The organism is Loktanella atrilutea, assembly GCF_900128995.1.
Taxonomy (GTDB): domain Bacteria; phylum Pseudomonadota; class Alphaproteobacteria; order Rhodobacterales; family Rhodobacteraceae; genus Loktanella; species Loktanella atrilutea.
This window is the reverse complement of the sequence record NZ_FQUE01000008.1, coordinates 36,383-52,707: the sequence shown is the minus strand read 5'-3', so window position 1 is coordinate 52,707 and position 16,325 is coordinate 36,383. Positions and strand designations below refer to the sequence as shown.

General features: G+C 68.6%; 16 protein-coding genes. 13 read left to right on the top strand and 3 right to left on the bottom strand.

Annotation, left to right across the window (positions count from 1 at the left end):
* Positions 1-42: 42 nt before the first annotated feature.
* Both BUA54_RS15110 and rbfA read right to left on the bottom strand, forming a co-directional pair.
* Complete coding sequence (locus BUA54_RS15110; RefSeq protein ID WP_072858099.1) at positions 43-765, bottom strand: phosphodiester glycosidase family protein; 723 nt, start codon at positions 763-765, stop codon at positions 43-45.
* Entirely contained in the window at positions 762-1,220 is a 459-nt protein-coding gene (gene rbfA / locus BUA54_RS15105; protein WP_143155447.1) for a 30S ribosome-binding factor RbfA, read from the bottom strand. Before rbfA ends, BUA54_RS15110 begins: the two co-directional genes overlap by 4 nt.
* 99 nt (positions 1,221-1,319) lie before the next feature.
* Between rbfA and dapB the strand changes: the two genes are divergently transcribed.
* Both dapB and BUA54_RS15095 read left to right on the top strand, forming a co-directional pair.
* Positions 1,320-2,129, top strand: a complete 810-nt coding sequence (gene dapB, locus BUA54_RS15100) for a 4-hydroxy-tetrahydrodipicolinate reductase (RefSeq protein WP_072858097.1) — start codon at positions 1,320-1,322, stop codon at positions 2,127-2,129.
* A 48-nt stretch (positions 2,130-2,177) separates the two neighbouring features.
* Complete coding sequence (locus tag BUA54_RS15095; RefSeq protein WP_072858096.1) at positions 2,178-2,534, top strand: hypothetical protein; 357 nt, start codon at positions 2,178-2,180, stop codon at positions 2,532-2,534.
* Here the strand turns inward: BUA54_RS15095 and BUA54_RS15090 are convergent.
* The gene (locus BUA54_RS15090; RefSeq protein WP_143155446.1) at positions 2,531-2,704 is read right to left on the bottom strand and encodes a DUF1674 domain-containing protein; all 174 of its coding nucleotides are present in this window, start codon (positions 2,702-2,704) and stop codon (positions 2,531-2,533) included. The two genes, BUA54_RS15095 and BUA54_RS15090, sit on opposite strands and share 4 nt — an antisense overlap.
* A 67-nt stretch (positions 2,705-2,771) precedes the next feature.
* On the opposite strand from BUA54_RS15090, the gene BUA54_RS15085 reads away from it, so the two are divergent.
* The 11 genes from BUA54_RS15085 (at position 2,772) to BUA54_RS15035 (ending at position 16,318) form a co-directional block, all read left to right on the top strand.
* Entirely contained in the window at positions 2,772-4,043 is a 1,272-nt protein-coding gene (locus BUA54_RS15085) for an RsmB/NOP family class I SAM-dependent RNA methyltransferase (RefSeq protein WP_072858094.1), read from the top strand.
* 110 nt (positions 4,044-4,153) lie between these two features.
* Positions 4,154-5,878 (top strand): heparinase II/III family protein, encoded by a 1,725-nt coding sequence (locus tag BUA54_RS15080; protein ID WP_084114444.1) that lies wholly within the window; start codon positions 4,154-4,156, stop codon positions 5,876-5,878.
* Entirely contained in the window at positions 5,875-7,461 is a 1,587-nt protein-coding gene (gene purH / locus BUA54_RS15075; protein ID WP_072858092.1) for a bifunctional phosphoribosylaminoimidazolecarboxamide formyltransferase/IMP cyclohydrolase, read from the top strand. The genes BUA54_RS15080 and purH overlap by 4 nt, the downstream gene beginning before the upstream one ends.
* A gap of 9 nt (positions 7,462-7,470) precedes the next feature.
* Positions 7,471-7,953, top strand: a complete 483-nt coding sequence (gene lspA / locus BUA54_RS15070; RefSeq protein ID WP_072858091.1) for a signal peptidase II — start codon at positions 7,471-7,473, stop codon at positions 7,951-7,953.
* A 67-nt stretch (positions 7,954-8,020) separates the two neighbouring features.
* Positions 8,021-8,476: a DUF3035 domain-containing protein gene (locus BUA54_RS15065; protein ID WP_072858090.1), complete on the top strand. Its 456-nt coding sequence runs from the start codon at positions 8,021-8,023 to the stop codon at positions 8,474-8,476.
* Positions 8,477-8,597: 121 nt separating this feature from the next.
* Positions 8,598-10,097, top strand: coding sequence for a M16 family metallopeptidase (locus BUA54_RS15060; RefSeq protein WP_245810706.1), 1,500 nt, complete (start codon positions 8,598-8,600; stop codon positions 10,095-10,097).
* Complete coding sequence (locus tag BUA54_RS15055) at positions 10,094-11,404, top strand: M16 family metallopeptidase (protein ID WP_072858089.1); 1,311 nt, start codon at positions 10,094-10,096, stop codon at positions 11,402-11,404. The genes BUA54_RS15060 and BUA54_RS15055 overlap by 4 nt, the downstream gene beginning before the upstream one ends.
* A gap of 144 nt (positions 11,405-11,548) precedes the next feature.
* Entirely contained in the window at positions 11,549-13,360 is a 1,812-nt protein-coding gene (gene mutL, locus BUA54_RS15050) for a DNA mismatch repair endonuclease MutL (protein ID WP_425434978.1), read from the top strand.
* The gene (locus tag BUA54_RS15045; RefSeq protein WP_072858087.1) at positions 13,357-14,520 is read left to right on the top strand and encodes a DNA recombination protein RmuC; all 1,164 of its coding nucleotides are present in this window, start codon (positions 13,357-13,359) and stop codon (positions 14,518-14,520) included. The genes mutL and BUA54_RS15045 overlap by 4 nt, the downstream gene beginning before the upstream one ends.
* Positions 14,521-14,541: 21 nt before the next feature.
* Positions 14,542-14,922 carry a hypothetical protein gene (locus BUA54_RS15040; protein ID WP_072858086.1) on the top strand — a complete coding sequence of 127 codons (381 nt, stop codon included), beginning with the start codon at positions 14,542-14,544 and terminating at the stop codon, positions 14,920-14,922.
* 97 nt (positions 14,923-15,019) lie between these two features.
* Positions 15,020-16,318: an NAD(P)/FAD-dependent oxidoreductase gene (locus BUA54_RS15035; protein WP_072858085.1), complete on the top strand. Its 1,299-nt coding sequence runs from the start codon at positions 15,020-15,022 to the stop codon at positions 16,316-16,318.
* The last annotated feature ends 7 nt before the right edge of the window (positions 16,319-16,325 follow it).

The following is a 16,325-nucleotide window of genomic DNA, read 5'->3' as shown; positions in this document are numbered from 1 at the left end:
ATCTGAACGCGCCTGCTAGGCGCAGGGCGGGGCGGGGTCAAGCTATTGCACGACACCGACCATGGGCCCGAGGGCGGCGAAGCCGAAATCCGCCCGGTGCAGGGCGGGCGCGTAGAGCCGTGAGATGCTGCCGTCGAAGAACAGCGCGTCGGGCGTCTTGGCCACGTCGCGGAAGAAGCGGGCGAAGGTGTGGAAGTTTACCGGGTCGTTCGAGATGGCGAAGATCGCGGTGTGCCCGTCGGCGCTGGTGCCGACGCCGTTGCGGATATGGACCGACGGGCTGTCGGCCAGAAAGCGGGGGTGCAGCTTGCCGCCGATGACCAGCATCGGCCCCGATTGCGAGGCGTCGCGACAGGCGGGGCGTTGCCGGTCGTAGGCCAGCGTCTCGATCACGCGGGCGGAGGTGTCGGTGAGGCAGAACACGCCGTTGGGCAGCAGACCGAAGTTGCCCGGCCCCTTCTGGGTGACCAGCGGCGCGGTTTCGACGCCGTCCTTGATGAACAGCCCGACGGCGCGGCGGTCGTCGTGGTACATGCCGGCGTTCATCGCGAAGGCGAGCGACTGCGGCGCGATCTGGGTGGAGAGGGCGTTCCAGCCCCCCAGTACCTGCCCCGAGGCGTCCCGGTGGAACAGGCGCAGGTCCTCTGTCGTGGCATCCACGGTGCAGGCGGTGAAGCTGTGGCCGTCGAAGGTGGCGTCGTTGCAGGTCACCGCTGTCGCCTTGCCCGCGATCAGCGCCAGCACGCAGGCCAGCGCACGGATCATGCGTCGTCGTCCCCGGCCCTGGCTGCGGTTGCATCAGCGCCGTCCGCATCTGGCCCGTCGGGGGCCGCGAGGTCCGCCTTCACGTCGTCACGCTCGAACAGGGCGCGGGTGGCGTCCATCCGGTCGAAGGTATCGTCGATCTCGAACCGGATTTCCGGCGCGTACTTGATGTTGAGGACCTTGGCGACCTCGCGCCGGATCTCGTGCCGGGACTTGCGCAGGGCCAGCAGCGCCTCTTCCTTGTTGTCGCCGCCAAGCGGCAGGACGAAGGCGGTGGCGACCGAGAGGTCCGACGAGCAGCGCACCTCGCCCACGGTGATCATCATGCGAGAGAGGTCGGGATCGTGGATCTCGCCCCGTTGCAGGAGTTCTGACAGGCGGCGGCGGATCAGTTCGCCAAGCCGCAACTGCCGCTGGTTGGGGGCGCCGCCCCCGGAGGATGATGTCTTTGCCATGGCCTGCATGTAACGCCGTGCGCCGCCAATTCCAAGCAAGCCTTTTCCGACGGGCTTCGGGGGGGTATGGCTTGGCGGAAACTGGCGCAGGGGACGGACATGGCGGACACACCGGGAATCGTGATCACGGGGGCCTCTGGCCGGATGGGGCAGATGCTGGTGAAGGCGGTCGCCGCCTCTGACGCCTGCCGGCTGGTCGCCGCGCTGGAGCGGGAGGGCCACGGTTGGGTCGGGCAGGACGTGGGCACCGCGATGGGCGTCCCCGCGCTGGGCGTGGCGGTGACGGACGATCCGGTCGCAGCCTTCGCCAAGGCACAGGCCGTCATCGACTTTACCGCGCCCGCGGCCACCGTGGCCTTCGCCGGGCTGGCAGCACAGGCGCGGGCGGTGCATGTGATCGGGACGACCGGCCTGTCGGCGGTCGATATCGAGGCGATCGACCGCGCCGCGCATCATGCCGTGATCGTGCGGGCGGGTAACATGAGCCTTGGGGTCAACCTGCTGGTGCAGCTGACGCGCAAGGTGGCCGCGGCGCTGGACGCGGATTTCGACATCGAGATCGTGGAGGCGCATCACCGGCACAAGGTCGATGCGCCCTCTGGCACCGCGCTGATGCTGGGCGAGGCGGCGGCGGCGGGGCGGGGCGTCGATCTGGGCGAGGTGCGTCAGTCGGGGCGTGACGGCGTGACCGGCGCCCGCCGGCGCGGCGACATCGGGTTTTCCGCGATCCGGGGCGGCGACATCGTGGGCGAGCATGACGTGCTGTTCGCCGCCGACGGCGAGCGGATCACCCTGCGGCACGTGGCGACCGACCGCGGCGTCTTTGTCCGCGGGGCGCTGAAGGCGGCGCTGTGGGGGCAGGACCGCGATCCGGGGCATTACGACATGATGGATGTGCTGGGGCTGTGACTTGATCCCGGAGGCCGGGCGCTAGGTTACGGTGCCGGAGGAGTGCCCATGAAGACGCTGATCGCCGCACTGCTGATCGCGGCCCCCATGACGGCTGCGGCGCAGGATGCGCGCGTCGTGACGGATCGCGCGGATTTCGTCGCACTGGTGCAGGGGCACAGCCTGACCCAGCGGCTGCTGGGTGTGGCGCTGCGCGTCACCGAGGACGGGCGCATTTCAGGCGAGGCCATGGGCGGCACGGTGACGGGGTCGTGGATCTGGCAGGACGGTTATTTCTGCCGCGAGATGGCTTGGGGCGACCGGGAGTTTCCGTTGAATTGCCAGCGGGTCGATCTGAATGGCGATCTGATCCGCTTCACCGCGGACCGGGGGGCCGGCGACGACGCGACCCTGCGCATCCGCTAGAAGTCGATCGCGAGTCCCTTGTTTTCCCAGTCGCCGTAGCGGACCGGCTCTGGACCGTCACGGCCGCCGATCTCTCGCGGCAGGGTCTTGCCTTCTTGCTCCTTGCGTCGCGCGGCGGCCTCGGCCAGAGCGCGCTGGGCGGCGGGGGGCAGGTCGGATGGGTCGGTCATGGTCTTGTCCTTGCCGGGGGGTGCCCCGTGATATACCCCGCTGGGAACACCAGACAAGGGTTTCCCCATGGATCAGACCGGCCTCGCCCCGCGCCGCGCCGCGCATCATCTGCTGCAACAGGTCATCGAAGAGGGGCGGCTCTTGTCCGAACTTCTGGGCGGCGGGGCGCTGGATCATCTCGCACCAGAGGATCGCGCAAGGGCGCAGCGGCTGGCGACGGATACCCTGCGGATGCTGGACCGCGCCGACCGGATGCTGAAGCCGTTCCTGAGCAAGGAGCCGCCCCTGTATGTGCAGAATGCGCTGCGGCTGGGCACGCTGGAGATCGCGCAGGGGGGTGCGGCGCATGGCGTCGTCAACAGCTATGTCGAGATCGTCGGGCGCAACCATCATACGGCGCGGCTGAAGGGTCTTGTGAACGCGGTGCTGCGCAAGGTGGCGGACGAGGGGCCTGATGCCTGGGCGAAGATGGCGCCGCCGCTGCTGCCGGGCTGGCTGCGCCAGCCGCTGGTCGCCGCATGGGGCCGCAAGGATATCGAGGCGATGGAGGCGGTGCAGGCCACCACGCCGCCGCTGGACCTGACGCCCAAGGGCGACGCCGCGGCGGTCGCCGCCGCGGTGGGGGGCATGGTGCTGCCGACAGGGTCGGTGCGGGTGATGGAGCCGGGGCAGGTCACGGTGCTGCCGGGCTATGACGCGGGCGACTGGTGGGTGCAGGATGCGGCTGCCGCGGTGCCGGTGCGGTTGCTGGGCGAGATTGCGGGCCTGCGGGTGCTGGACCTGTGCGCGGCGCCGGGGGGCAAGACGCTGCAACTCGCGGCGCGGGGGGCCGAGGTGACGGCGGTGGATGCCTCCGCCTCCCGCATGGCGCGGGTAGCGCAGAACCTGACGCGGGTGGGGCTGAACGCGATATGCGAGGTGGCGGACGCCTTCGACGTGACGGGGGCATGGGACGCGGTCCTGCTGGACGCGCCCTGCAGCGCCACGGGGACGATGCGCCGCCACCCGGACCTGCCCTATGCCAAGGACGGGGCGGAGTTCGGCGATCTGATCGACCAGCAGGGGGCGATGATCGACCATGCGCTGACGCTTCTAAAGCCCGGTGGGCGGCTGCTGTTCTGCACCTGCTCCTTGTTGCCGGACGAGGGCGAGGTGCAGGTGGACGAGGCGCTGGCGCGGCATCCGGGGCTGGGCGTCGATCGCGCGGCGCTGGATCGGCCGGGGATCGACCCGTCGTGGATCACAGAGGAGGGCGGGCTGCGGCTGCGGCCCGATTACTGGAGCGAGATCGGCGGGATGGACGGCTTCTACATGGCGGTGCTGACAAAGCCCGCGTGACAGGACGCGCGCCCCGCGTTAACGTCGCGGCCAAGAAGATTGCGACACCGCAACGCAGAGGCAGCAGCTTGGCCGATCGGCAACCATGGCGGGCCCGGAACCGGGACTTCATGCACCGTGCGCACGCGCGGTGGGCGGCGCGCGCACGGCCTGCGACGGGCTTCGTCTCTCAACCCGAACCGCGCAGCATCGGGCTGTTCGCCCGCGGGCGGCAGTTGCTGGCAGGGAACTTCCTGTTCGCAGGCGTGCTGACGACCGCCCCCGGCGGGTCGATCTGGCAGGTCGAGGGCGACCGGGCGATGGTCGATCAGGAATTGCACGGCTTCGGCTGGCTGGACGATCTGGCCGCCGTCGGCGATGCGCGTGCGCGGCACGCGGCGCAGGCCTGGGTGGGCGAGTGGATCGCCACATGGGGTGACGGCAGCGGCCCCGGCTGGACGCCGGAGCTGACCGGGCGGCGGCTGATTCGGTGGATTTCCCACGGGGTGTTCCTGCTGCGGGGGCAGGACAGGGCGGCGCAGGACCGGCTGTTCCGGTCGCTGGGGCAGCAGACGCTGTTCCTGTCGCGGCGCTGGCGGTCGACGCGCCCGGGTCTGGCGCGGTTCGAGGCGCTGGCGGGCATGATCTATGCCGGGCTGTCGCTGGAGGGGATGGAGCGGCTGACCGCCCCAGCGATCAAGGCGCTGGCCGAGGACTGTGCGACGCAGATCAGGCCGGACGGCGGCATCGCTACGCGCAACCCGGAAGAACTGCTGGATATCCTGACCCTTTTGCACTGGGCGCAGTCGGCGATCACGTCCAGCGGGCAGACGGTGCCGATGGCGATCACGCAGGCCGTGGCCCGGATCGGCCCGACGCTGCGGGCGCTGCGCCATGCGGACGGGGGCCTTGCGCGGTTCCACGGCGGCGGGCGTGGGCCGGACGGGCGGCTGGATCACGCGCTGTCGCAAAGCACCGGCAAACGCCAGACCGGCGACGCGCAGTGCATGGGTTTTGCGCGGCTGGCGGCGGGGCGCACGACACTGATCGCCGATGCGGCCCGTCCGCCAGAGGGGGCGGCGTCGATCAATGCCCATGCCTCGACCCTCGCGTTCGAGCTGACGTCGGGGCGGCGACCGCTGATCGTGAATTGCGGGTCCGGTGTGAGTTTCGGCGCGGACTGGCGGCGGGCGGGGCGGGCGACGCCGAGCCATTCGACGCTGGGGATCGGCGGCTATTCCTCCTCCCGCCTCGGGCCCGCATTGACCGCCGGCGGCGTGTCGCAGGAAATGCTGGTCGATCTGCCCGATGTGGTGAACTGCATCGTGACGGAACTGAACGACGGGCGCCGGGCAGAGCTGTCGCACGACGGGTTTCGCATCACCCACGGCCTGACCCATGCGCGCACGCTGGAGATGACGACGGACGGGCGCGGGCTGGCGGGCGAGGATCTGCTGACCACGCTCGACGCCGCTGACAAGCAGCGGTTCGACCGGGCGCTGGATGCGACGCAGCTGCAGGGGATTCCCTTTGCGATCCGCTTTCACCTGCATCCGGACGTCGATGCGACGGTCGATCTGGGCGGGGCGGCGGTGTCGATGGCGCTGAAGTCGGGCGAAATCTGGGTGCTGCGCCACGACGGGCACGCGGATCTGACTCTGGATGCGTCGGTTTACCTTGAAACCGGGCGATTGAAGCCGCGCGCGGCGCGACAGGTGGTTTTATCCGGCGCCGCGATGGCCTATGCGACGCGCATCCGCTGGTCGCTGGCCAAGGCGCAGGACACGCCCGATGTCGTCCGCGACCTCGCCCCGCACCGCGGCGATGATGACAACGACCTTGGGGACGACACATGACCTTGCAACCCATCCGCCGCGCGCTGCTGAGCGTATCCGACAAGACCGGCCTGATCGACCTGGGCCGGGCCTTGGCCGACAGAGGCGTCGTCCTGCTGTCCACCGGCGGCACCGCCAAGGCGCTGCGGGACGCAGGGCTGGACGTGACGGACGTGGCCGAGGTCACCGGCTTTCCCGAGATGATGGACGGTCGGGTCAAGACGCTGCACCCGATGGTGCACGGCGGATTGCTGGCGCTGCGCGACGATGCGGGCCACGTCAAGGCGATGGAGGATCACGGGATCGCGCCGATCGACCTGCTGGTGGTGAACCTCTATCCGTTCGAGGAGACGGTGTCGCAGGGCGGCGATTACGCCGACTGCATCGAGAACATCGACATCGGCGGCCCGGCGATGATCCGGGCGGCGGCGAAGAACCATGCCTTCGTCAGCACGGTCGTGGACGTGGCCGACTACGACGTCCTGCTGGCGGAACTGGACGCCAACGACGGGCAGACCACGCTGGCGTTCCGGCAGCGGCTGGCGCAGACCGCATATGCCCGCACCGGGGCCTATGACGCCGCCGTCAGCACGTGGATGGCGGGTGCCATCGACCTTGCGACCCCGCGCCGCCGTGCCTTTGCGGGAGAGCTGCGGCAGGAGCTGCGCTATGGGGAGAACCCGCATCAGACGGCGAGCTTCTATGCGGATGGCACCGGGCGGCCCGGGGTTGCCACCGCCGAGCAGCATCAGGGCAAGGCACTGTCCTACAACAACATCAACGACACCGATGCAGCCTTCGAACTGGTGGCGGAGTTTGACCCCGCAGAGGGTCCTGCCGTTGCGATCATCAAGCATGCGAACCCCTGCGGTGTGGCGCGGGGGGCGACGCTGCTGGAGGCTTATCGGAAGGCCTTCGACTGCGACCGCACCTCTGCCTTCGGTGGGATCGTGGCGCTGAACACGGCCCTGGACGAGGAGACGGCGCAGGCCATCGTGGAAATCTTCACCGAGGTCGTGATCGCACCGGGTGCCTCGGATGCGGCGAAGGCGGTGTTCGCGGCCAAGAAGAACCTGCGCCTGTTGACGACGGATAGCCTGCCCGACCCCAAGGCGGCGCAGCTGACCTATCGTCAGGTCGCGGGCGGCATGCTGGTGCAGGACAAGGACACCGGCCACGTCCCCGCCGACGATCTGCGGGTCGTGACGAAGGTGCAGCCGACGGACGCCCAGATGGCCGACCTGCAGTTCGCGTGGAAAGTGGCGAAGCACGTCAAGTCCAACGCCATCGTCTACGTCAAGGACGGCGCGACGGTGGGCGTGGGGGCGGGGCAGATGAGCCGTCTGGACTCTGCCCTGATCGCCGCGAAGAAGTCCGAGCGCATGGCGGAGGCGATGGGGCTGGACAAGCCGCTGACCATCGGGTCGGCCGTGGCATCGGATGCGTTCTTTCCCTTTGCGGACGGGCTGATGGAGGCGGCGGCAGCCGGTGCCACCTGCGTCATCCAGCCGGGCGGGTCGATGCGCGACAACGAGGTGATCGCGGCGGCGGACGACGCCGGGATCGCCATGGTCTTCACCGGCATGCGCCACTTCAGACACTAGGGTCACGATATGCGATTGGTTTTCTGGGCGGGGTTCTGGACGTTCCTTCTGGATCAGGCGACGAAATATGCCGTCGTTCACGGGATGAACCTGATGACCCGTCAGGAAATCGACGTGATCCCGCCGCTGCTGGTGTTCCAGATGGCGTGGAACCGGGGCGTTAACTTCGGCCTCGGGGCCGGGGCGGACATGCGCTGGGTGCTGATCGGAATCGCTGTCGCGATCTCGGCCGCGGTGCTGGTCTGGCTGTGGCGGTCCGGGGGATCGACCTATACCTACATCGCGGCAGGGCTGCTGATCGGCGGCGCGCTGGGCAACGTTGTGGACCGGCTGCTGTACGGGGCGGTGGCGGACTTCATCAACATGTCCTGCTGCGGTTTCGACAACCCCTATGCGTTCAACGTGGCGGATGTGGCGATCTTTGCAGGCGCGCTGGGGCTGGCGTTCCTGCCCGACGGCAAGACGCCAAAGGCAAAGCGGACCAAGGATTGACCGGATGGGCGTGACGCGGGGCGCGCCGTGGTCTAGAACGATGCGAAGTGACAGATTGAGGGCGGACATGCTGCGGACACTGATCGGACTGACGGCCCTGGCCACGCTGGTGGCGTGCAGCGGCGGAGACAATGGCCAGACCGGTCCTGACGAATTCGCGGTGCTGCCCACGCGGCCGCTGACGATTCCGGAAACCAACGCCCTGCCGGTGCCGACGCCGGGCGGGACCAACCCCACGGACCCCAATCCGACGGGGCAGGCGATTGCCGCGCTGGGCGGCACGCAGTCCGGCGTGACGGGGGCGATCCCCGCCAGCGACGGCGCGCTGGTCGCACAGGCGGGCCGCTATGGCACCGAAGCGAACGTGCGTGTCGCGGCCGCGACCGAGGAGGCGCGGCTGCGCGGGCGGGGCCGCGTGCGGTATTCGCGCGCCCAGAGCGCGCAGGCCATCGACCCCTATGCCGAGACGCAACGCTATCGCGCGGCGGGTGTCGCGGTGCCGACGGTGCCGCCGCAGAACTGAGGCTGCCGCTTCGACGGTGCGATCGTGGCGCTGACGCGCCTTCACAAGGCCGTATGACCGATTGCAGTCGGGCGGTGTTGGGTTACGTTCGCGCCAAGCTTTCCAGACCCGCAGGATTTCCATGACACGCATGTTGGCCGTTCCCTTCCTGATCCTCGGGCTGACGCCCCTGCAGGCTCAGACCACGCAGGCTCAGAGCACGCAGGCGCAGACCACGCAGGCCCAGACCACGCAGGCGCTGGCCGCGACGGCGGAAGGGACGCAGGTCGCCGATGCCGGTGTCGCGGCGCGCAGCTTTACCGAAGGGGACAAGACGGTCAGCGTCACCGCGCCGGTCAGGATCGGCGACGACGTGACGACCTTCAGCCTCGACAACGGGATGGACGTGGTGGTGATCGAGGATCACCGCGCGCCGGTCGTGGTGCAGATGGTCTGGTACCGCGCCGGGTCCGCGGACGAGCTGGTGGGCCAGTCCGGCGTCGCGCACTTTCTGGAACACCTGCTGTTCAAGGGCACCGACAAGCTGGCGCCGGGCGAGTTTTCCGCCACCGTGGCGGCGAACGGCGGATCGGACAATGCCTTTACCAGCTACGACTACACCGCCTATTTCCAGCGCGTCGCGGCCGACCGTCTGCCCCTGATGATGGAGATGGAAAGCGACCGGATGACGAACCTCAAGCTGTCCGAGGGCGACATCGTGACGGAGCGGAACGTCATTCTGGAAGAGCGCAACCAGCGGACCGAGAACAATCCGGGTGCGCTGGCGCGCGAGCAGTTCATGGCGGCGCAGTACCAGAACCTGCGCTATGGCGTGCCCGTCATCGGCTGGAAGCACGAGATGGAGGAACTGAGCCTGGAGGATGCGCTGGCGTTTTACGGGCTGAACTATTCCCCCAACAATGCGATCCTGATCGTGGCGGGCGACGTGCAGCCCGATGACGTGATGGCGCTGGCCGCGAAATACTACGGCGTGATCCCGCCGGAGCCCGACCTGCCGCCGCGCCTGCGCCCGCAGGAGCCGCCGCAGACCGCGCCGCGCCGGATCACCTATACCGATGCGCGCGTGAGCCAGCCCTATCTGGTGCGCAGCTACCTTGCGACCGAGCGCAACACCGGCGACCAGAAGACCGCCGCGGCGCTGGTCTATCTGGCGGAGCTGCTGGGCGGGTCGTCCTTCACCTCCGAGCTGGGGCGCGCGTTGCAGTTCGACACGCAGACCGCCGTCTACACCAGCGCGGGTTACGATCCCTCCAGCCTCGACACCTCGACCTTTGCGCTGTCGGTGGTGCCCGGGACGGGCGTAAGCCTGTCGGAGGCGGAGGCGGCGATGGACAAGGTGGTTGCCGATTTCATGGCGAACGACATCGACCCCGCCGCGATGGACCGCATCCGCAACCAGATGAAGGCGCGCGAGATCTACGCGCTCGACGACGTGCAGGGGCGGGCGCAGCGCTATGGGGCGGCACTGACGCAGGGCCTGACCGTGCAGGACGTGGAGGCCTGGCCGCAGGTCCTGCAGGAGGTGACGGCGGAGGACGTGAAGGCCGCCGCGGCAGAGGTCTTTGACCTGAACCAATCCGTGACCGGCTGGGTCGTGGCCGACAAGGAGCAAGCCCGATGATCCGTTTCGCCATGACGTTCTGCGTGGCGCTGGCCGCGAGTGCCGCCAATGCCGCGATCGACATCCAGCAGGTGACGTCTCCCGGCGGGATCGAGGCCTGGCTGGTGGAGGATCACAACATTCCCTTCACCGCGCTGGAAATTCGGGTCCGCGGTGGCGCGGCGCTGGACGAACCCGGCAAGCGCGGCGCCACCAATCTGATGATGGCGACGCTGGAGGAAGGTGCGGGCGATCTGGACGCGCAGGCGTTCCAGACCGCCCGCGAGGATCTGGCGGCGGGCTTCGGGTTCGACGCGGGCGACGACATGGTGTCGATCAGCGCGCAGATGCTGACCGACAATCGCGACGAAGCGGTGGCGTTGCTGCGCGACGCCATCGTGAACCCCCGCTTTGACCAGAGCGCGATCGACCGGGTGCGCCAGCAGGTGCTGTCCAACATCGCCAGCGACGCGAAGTCGCCCGGCGACATCGCCAGCGCCGCCTTCGACAAGGCGGCCTTTGGCGACCATCCCTATGGCTCACCCCTGAGCGGCACGGTCGAGAGCGTGACCGCCCTGACCCGCGACGACATCGTGACGGCCCATGACAATGCGCTGGTGCGCGACCGGGTATATGTCGGCGTGGTGGGGGACATCACGCCCGCGGACCTTGGTCCGCTGCTGGACGATCTGCTGGGCGACCTGCCGGAGAGCGGCCCCGCGCTGCCGCCGGAGGTGGAGGACATGCTGGACGGCGGCACGACGGTGATCCCCTTCGACACGCCGCAGTCGGTCGCGCTGTTCGGCCAGCCGGGCCTGCGCCGCGACGACCCGGATTACATGGCGGCCTACGTGCTGAACGAGATCCTGGGCGGCGCGGGCTTCGAATCGCGGCTGATGAACGAGGTGCGCGAAAAGCGCGGGCTGACCTATGGCGTCAGCACCTTCCTCGTGCCGAAATTCCACGCCGACCTGTGGATGGGGCAGGTCGCGTCCTCGAACGCGACGGTGGCAGAGGCGATCGAGGTGATCCGCGCGGAATGGGCCCGCATCGCCCGCGACGGCGTCACGCAGGAGGAGCTGGACAAGATCAAGACCTACCTGACCGGCGCCTATCCCCTGCGCTTCGACGGGAATGCCGAGATTGCGAGCATCCTCGTCGGCATGCAGGTGATCGACCTGCCGCCGGAATACGTCGAGAACCGCAACGAGATGCTGGCGGCCGTGACGCTGGACGACGTGAACCGTCTGGCGGCGACGCTGCTGCAGCCCGACCGCCTGCACTTCGTCGTGGTGGGCGAACCGGAGGGGCTGGCGGCGGCAAACTGACAGCCGCAGGGCGCGGCAGCGGGCGGGGTCACGAATTTTCTACGAAAATTCAACGCCCGGCCGCCACGGCAGCTTGCAATTCCCGCTCGCAGAATCGCGGGCGGTCATGCTATCCCTTGTGGCATGACTTTGACTGCACCCCAGATGCGCGATGTCCAGCGGCCGGTGATCCGCCAGCTGGACGAAGCCGCCATCAATCGCATCGCGGCCGGAGAGGTTGTGGAGCGGCCGGCCTCTGCCGTGAAGGAGCTGGTCGAGAACAGCATCGACGCGGGCGCGACCCGGATCGAGGTGACGATCGCGGACGGCGGCAAGACCCTGATCCGGGTGGTGGACGACGGTTGCGGCATCGCCGCCGACGACCTGCCGCTGGCGCTGTCGCGGCATGCCACATCCAAGATCGACGGCACGGACCTTTTGAACATCCACTCCTTCGGGTTCCGGGGCGAGGCGCTGCCATCACTGGGCGCCGTGGGACGGCTGACGATCACCAGCCGATCCGGCGCGGGGGCCGCGACGGTGCAGGTGACGGGCGGTCGGATGGGTCCGGTGACGCCGGCGGCGCTGACGAAGGGCACGCAGGTCGATCTGGCCGACCTGTTCTTTGCCACCCCGGCGCGGCTGAAGTTCCTGCGCACTGACCGCGCAGAGACGCAGGCCGTGGTGGACGTGGTGCGCCGGCTGGCGATGGCGGAGCCCTTCGTGACCTTCGTGCTGCGCGACGCGACCGGGGGCGACAGCCGGACGCTGTTCCGCGCCGACGGTGAGACGGGCGACCTGTTCGACGCCCTGCGGGGGCGGCTGCGCATGGTGCTGGGCCGCGACTTTAACGACAACGCCCTGCCGCTGGACGCGGAACGGGAGGGGTTCCACCTGACGGGCGCCGCGGCGCTGCCGACCTATTCCAAGGGCGCGGCGGTGGCGCAGTATCTGAACGTGAACGGGCGACCGGTGCGGGACCGGATGCTGCTGGGTGCCTTGCGGGCGGCCTATATGGACGTGATGTCGCGTGACCGGCATCCGGTGGCCTGCCTGTTCGTCGACTGCGACCCGACGCTGGTCGACGTCAACGTGCATCCGGCGAAGTCGGAGGTGCGCTTCCGCGATCCCGCCGTCGTCCGCGGGCTGATCGTGTCGGGAATCCGTCATGCGCTGGCGGGCGCCGGGCACCGCAGCGCCACGACCGTCGGTCACGCGGTGCTGGGGGCGATGACGCCGCAGGCCGCGCCGCAGGGTCCGGCGCGGGTCTATCAGATGGACCGGCCTTCGGTGTCACCGCGGTTCACGGCGGCATCGATGACCTTTCAATCGGGGTTCGCGGAACAACCCTCTGCCCGGATCGAGCCGGTGGCGGAGGATCAGGGCGGGGCGGAACGCCTGCCGCTGGGGGCGGCGCGGGCGCAGTTGCACGAGAACTACATCCTGTCGCAGACGGCAGAGGGGCTGGTCATCGTCGATGCCCATGCGGCGCACGAGCGGCTGGTCTACGAGCGCCTGAAGGCGCAGATGGCGGACAAGGGCGTGCCGGCGCAGGCCCTGCTGATCCCGGAGATCGTCGATCTGACACCGGCGGAGGCGGACCAGCTGCTGGCGGTGGCCGAGGATCTGGCCGGGTTGGGGCTGAGCATCGAACCTTTTGGCGGCGGTGCGATCGCAGTGCGCGAGACGCCGGCGATCCTTGGCACGGTGGATGCGAAGCGGCTGATCCTCGACGTGCTGGACGCGTTGCAGGACGGGGGCGATACGGCGCCGCTGCGCGCGCGGATCGACGCGATCCTGAGCCGGATGGCCTGCCACGGGTCTGTCCGGACAGGGCGGCGCATGTCGGGGCCGGAGATGAACGCCCTGCTGCGAGAGATGGAGGCGACGCCCCTTTCCGGGCAGTGCAACCATGGGCGGCCGACCTCCGTCACCCTGTCGATGACCGATATCGAACGGCTGTTCGGGCGCACATGATCCGGCTGGGCGACCAGAATTACGCGCTGACCGATCCTGCCATGTTGCTCGCGGGGGCGGTGCTGCTGATCGTGCTGGCGGCTTTGTGGCGATCGCGGCGGCAGGGGCAGGCGATGCGCGACCTGACCGGCCAGATGGGGCAGCTGTCGGATTACATGCAGGCGCTGGGCACCGGGCAGACTCAGCTGGCTGCCAACATCAGCACCGTGGCCGAGGCGCAGAGCGTGGCGCAGACCCATGTCCTTGGCACCATGGAGCGGCGGCTGGCGGAGGTGCAGGAGCGCATGAAGGAGACGCTGACCGGATCGGCGGAGAAATCCGCCAAGCAGCTGACGGCGCTGCAGGAACGGCTGGCCACCATCGACCGCGCCCAGACCAATATCGAGAAGCTGTCGGGCGACGTGCTGTCGTTGCAGGACATCCTGTCGAACAAGCAGCGGCGGGGCCTGTTCGGCGAGATCCAGTTGACCGACATCGTGGGCAAGGCGCTGCCCGCGGACAGCTTTACCCTGCAGCACACGCTGTCGAACGGGAAGCGGGCGGACTGCATCGTGCACCTGCCGAACCCGCCGGGGCCGCTCGTCATCGATGCCAAGTTCCCGCTGGAAGCCTGGGAAGCGCTGACCGCCGCCGAAGGGCGTGACAACCAAGCCAATGCCCTGCGGGCGCTGGCCTATGCGGTGCGCAAACATATCCGCGACATCAGTGAGAAATACATCATCGAGGGCGAGACGGCGGATGGCGCCATCATGTTCCTGCCGTCCGAGGCGGTCTATGCGGAACTGCATGCCCGCCTGCCGGAGGTGGTGCGTGCGGGCTTCGATGCGCGGGTCTGGATCGTGTCGCCCACCACATGCATGGCCACGCTGAACACGATGCGTGCGATCCTGAAGGACGCGCGAATGCGCGAACAGGCGGGGGCGATCCGCACGGCGCTGAAGCAGCTGCACCGCGACGTGGAGATCATCACAGAGAAGGCCGGCAAGCTGGAGACGCACCTGCGGCAGGCGGGCGAGGACGTGGCGGGCGTGCTGACGGCGGCGACGCGGGCGGGCAAGCGGGCGGACCGGCTGGACAACTTCGATTTCGAGGAAGTGGTCCCGGTGGTGGAGAGCGCGCCTTTGCCTCTTGCGCCGCGGCGGGCCAGCGGCCAAGACTGACGTGGACGGAAAAGGACTGACATGATGATGAAGCCGCTGATCGCCCTTGCCCTTGTGGCCCTTGGCGCCTGTTCAACCTCTTTCGGCGATGGGCCCCGCGCCATCGGGGCTGCCGCGACCGATGCGTTCGGCGACACACCCTTTACCGACGGCGTCGCGATTTCGGCGATTACCCGTGATCCGAACCCGTTGCGCACGATCCAGACCTACAAGTTCGTGCCCTGCCAGCAGGGCCGGGCGGTCTGTGGTGACTCGTCGACCGGGCGGCCGGGCATCCTGACGCTGGAAGACGGCCAGTACGTCGTGCGCGGCGCCTATCCGGGCAAGACCTTCTATTTCGACCGGAACGGCGACGGCTTCATGCAGGTGGGGCAGGTGCTGACCCCGCTGGCCTGGAACTGAAGCTGCGACAGTTGACCACGCGGCATACCAGCAACCTTTTTACCCGCCCCTGCGTGCCTGTGCCATAAGCACTCACGCCCGCGACGGAGACGCCTGCATGCCATTCGAGACCTCGACCAATCTGCCGCGCAAGGTGGCCGTGATCGGTGCCGGCATTTCAGGCATGGGCGCGGCCCATGCGCTGGCACGGGATCACCGGGTCGTGCTGTTCGAGGCCTGTCCGCGGCTGGGAGGCCATGCGCGGACGCGGATGGCAGGGCCAAAGGGCGATGTGGCCGTCGATACCGGGTTCATCGTGTTCAACTACGCGAACTATCCACATCTGGCGGCGCTGTTCGACCACCTGTCGGTGCCGGTGGTGAAAAGCAACATGAGCTTCGGCGCGTCATTTGGCGGCGGGCGGCTGGAATATGCGCTGACCTCTCTCGACGCGCTGTTCGCGCAGCGGCGCAACGCGGGCAATCCGTATTTCCTGCGGATGGTGCGCGACGTGCTGCATTTCAACAAGCACGGGCTGGCGGCCTGCCGGGACACGGATCTGACCATCGGGGGGCTGCTGGCCAAGCTGGGCCTGTCGGATTATTTCCGCGATCACTACCTGCTGCCGTTCTCTGGCGCGATCTGGTCCACGCCGAAGGAGAAGATCCTCGACTTCCCTGCCTTCGCGCTGCTGAGCTTCTTCGACAATCACGCGCTGCTGGGCGCCACGGGCCAGCACCAGTGGTACACGGTAGAGGGTGGCAGCACCCAGTACGTGCAGCGTCTGGCCGCCGATCTGGACCGGCGCGGCGTCGATGTCAGGCTGGGAACGCCGGTTGCAGGCGTGCGGCGCAGGCCGTCGGGGGTGCAGGTGCGCGGGACGGGGTCGGAGTGGGAGGATTTCGACGAGGTGGTCTTTGCCAGCCATTCCGACGACACGCTGGCGCTGCTGGCCGATCCGACGCCGGACGAGCGTGCCGTGCTGGGCGCGATCCGCTACCAGCCCAACAGCGTGGTGCTGCATTCGGACACGGCCATCATGCCGCGGCGGCGCAAGGTCTGGGCGTCGTGGATCTATACCGAGACCCATGACAAGCGCAGCGACCAGATCGACCTGACCTACTGGATGAACTCGCTGCAGCCCTGGCTGGGTGAGCAGAACTTCATGGTCACGCTGAACACCACGCGCCCGATCCGCGAGGAACTGATCTGGGACCAGACCACCCTGCGACACCCGGTCTACGACACGGCGGCGCTGGCGGCGCAGGCGCGGGCACAGGCGATGAACGGCGCGAACCGGACGTGGTTCTGCGGGGCCTGGATGAAGAACGGCTTTCACGAGGACGGGCTGTCGTCGGCTTATGACGTCGTGACCGCGCTGAATGCGAACGAGCGGCTGGAACTGGCGGCGGAGTGAGCGGGCG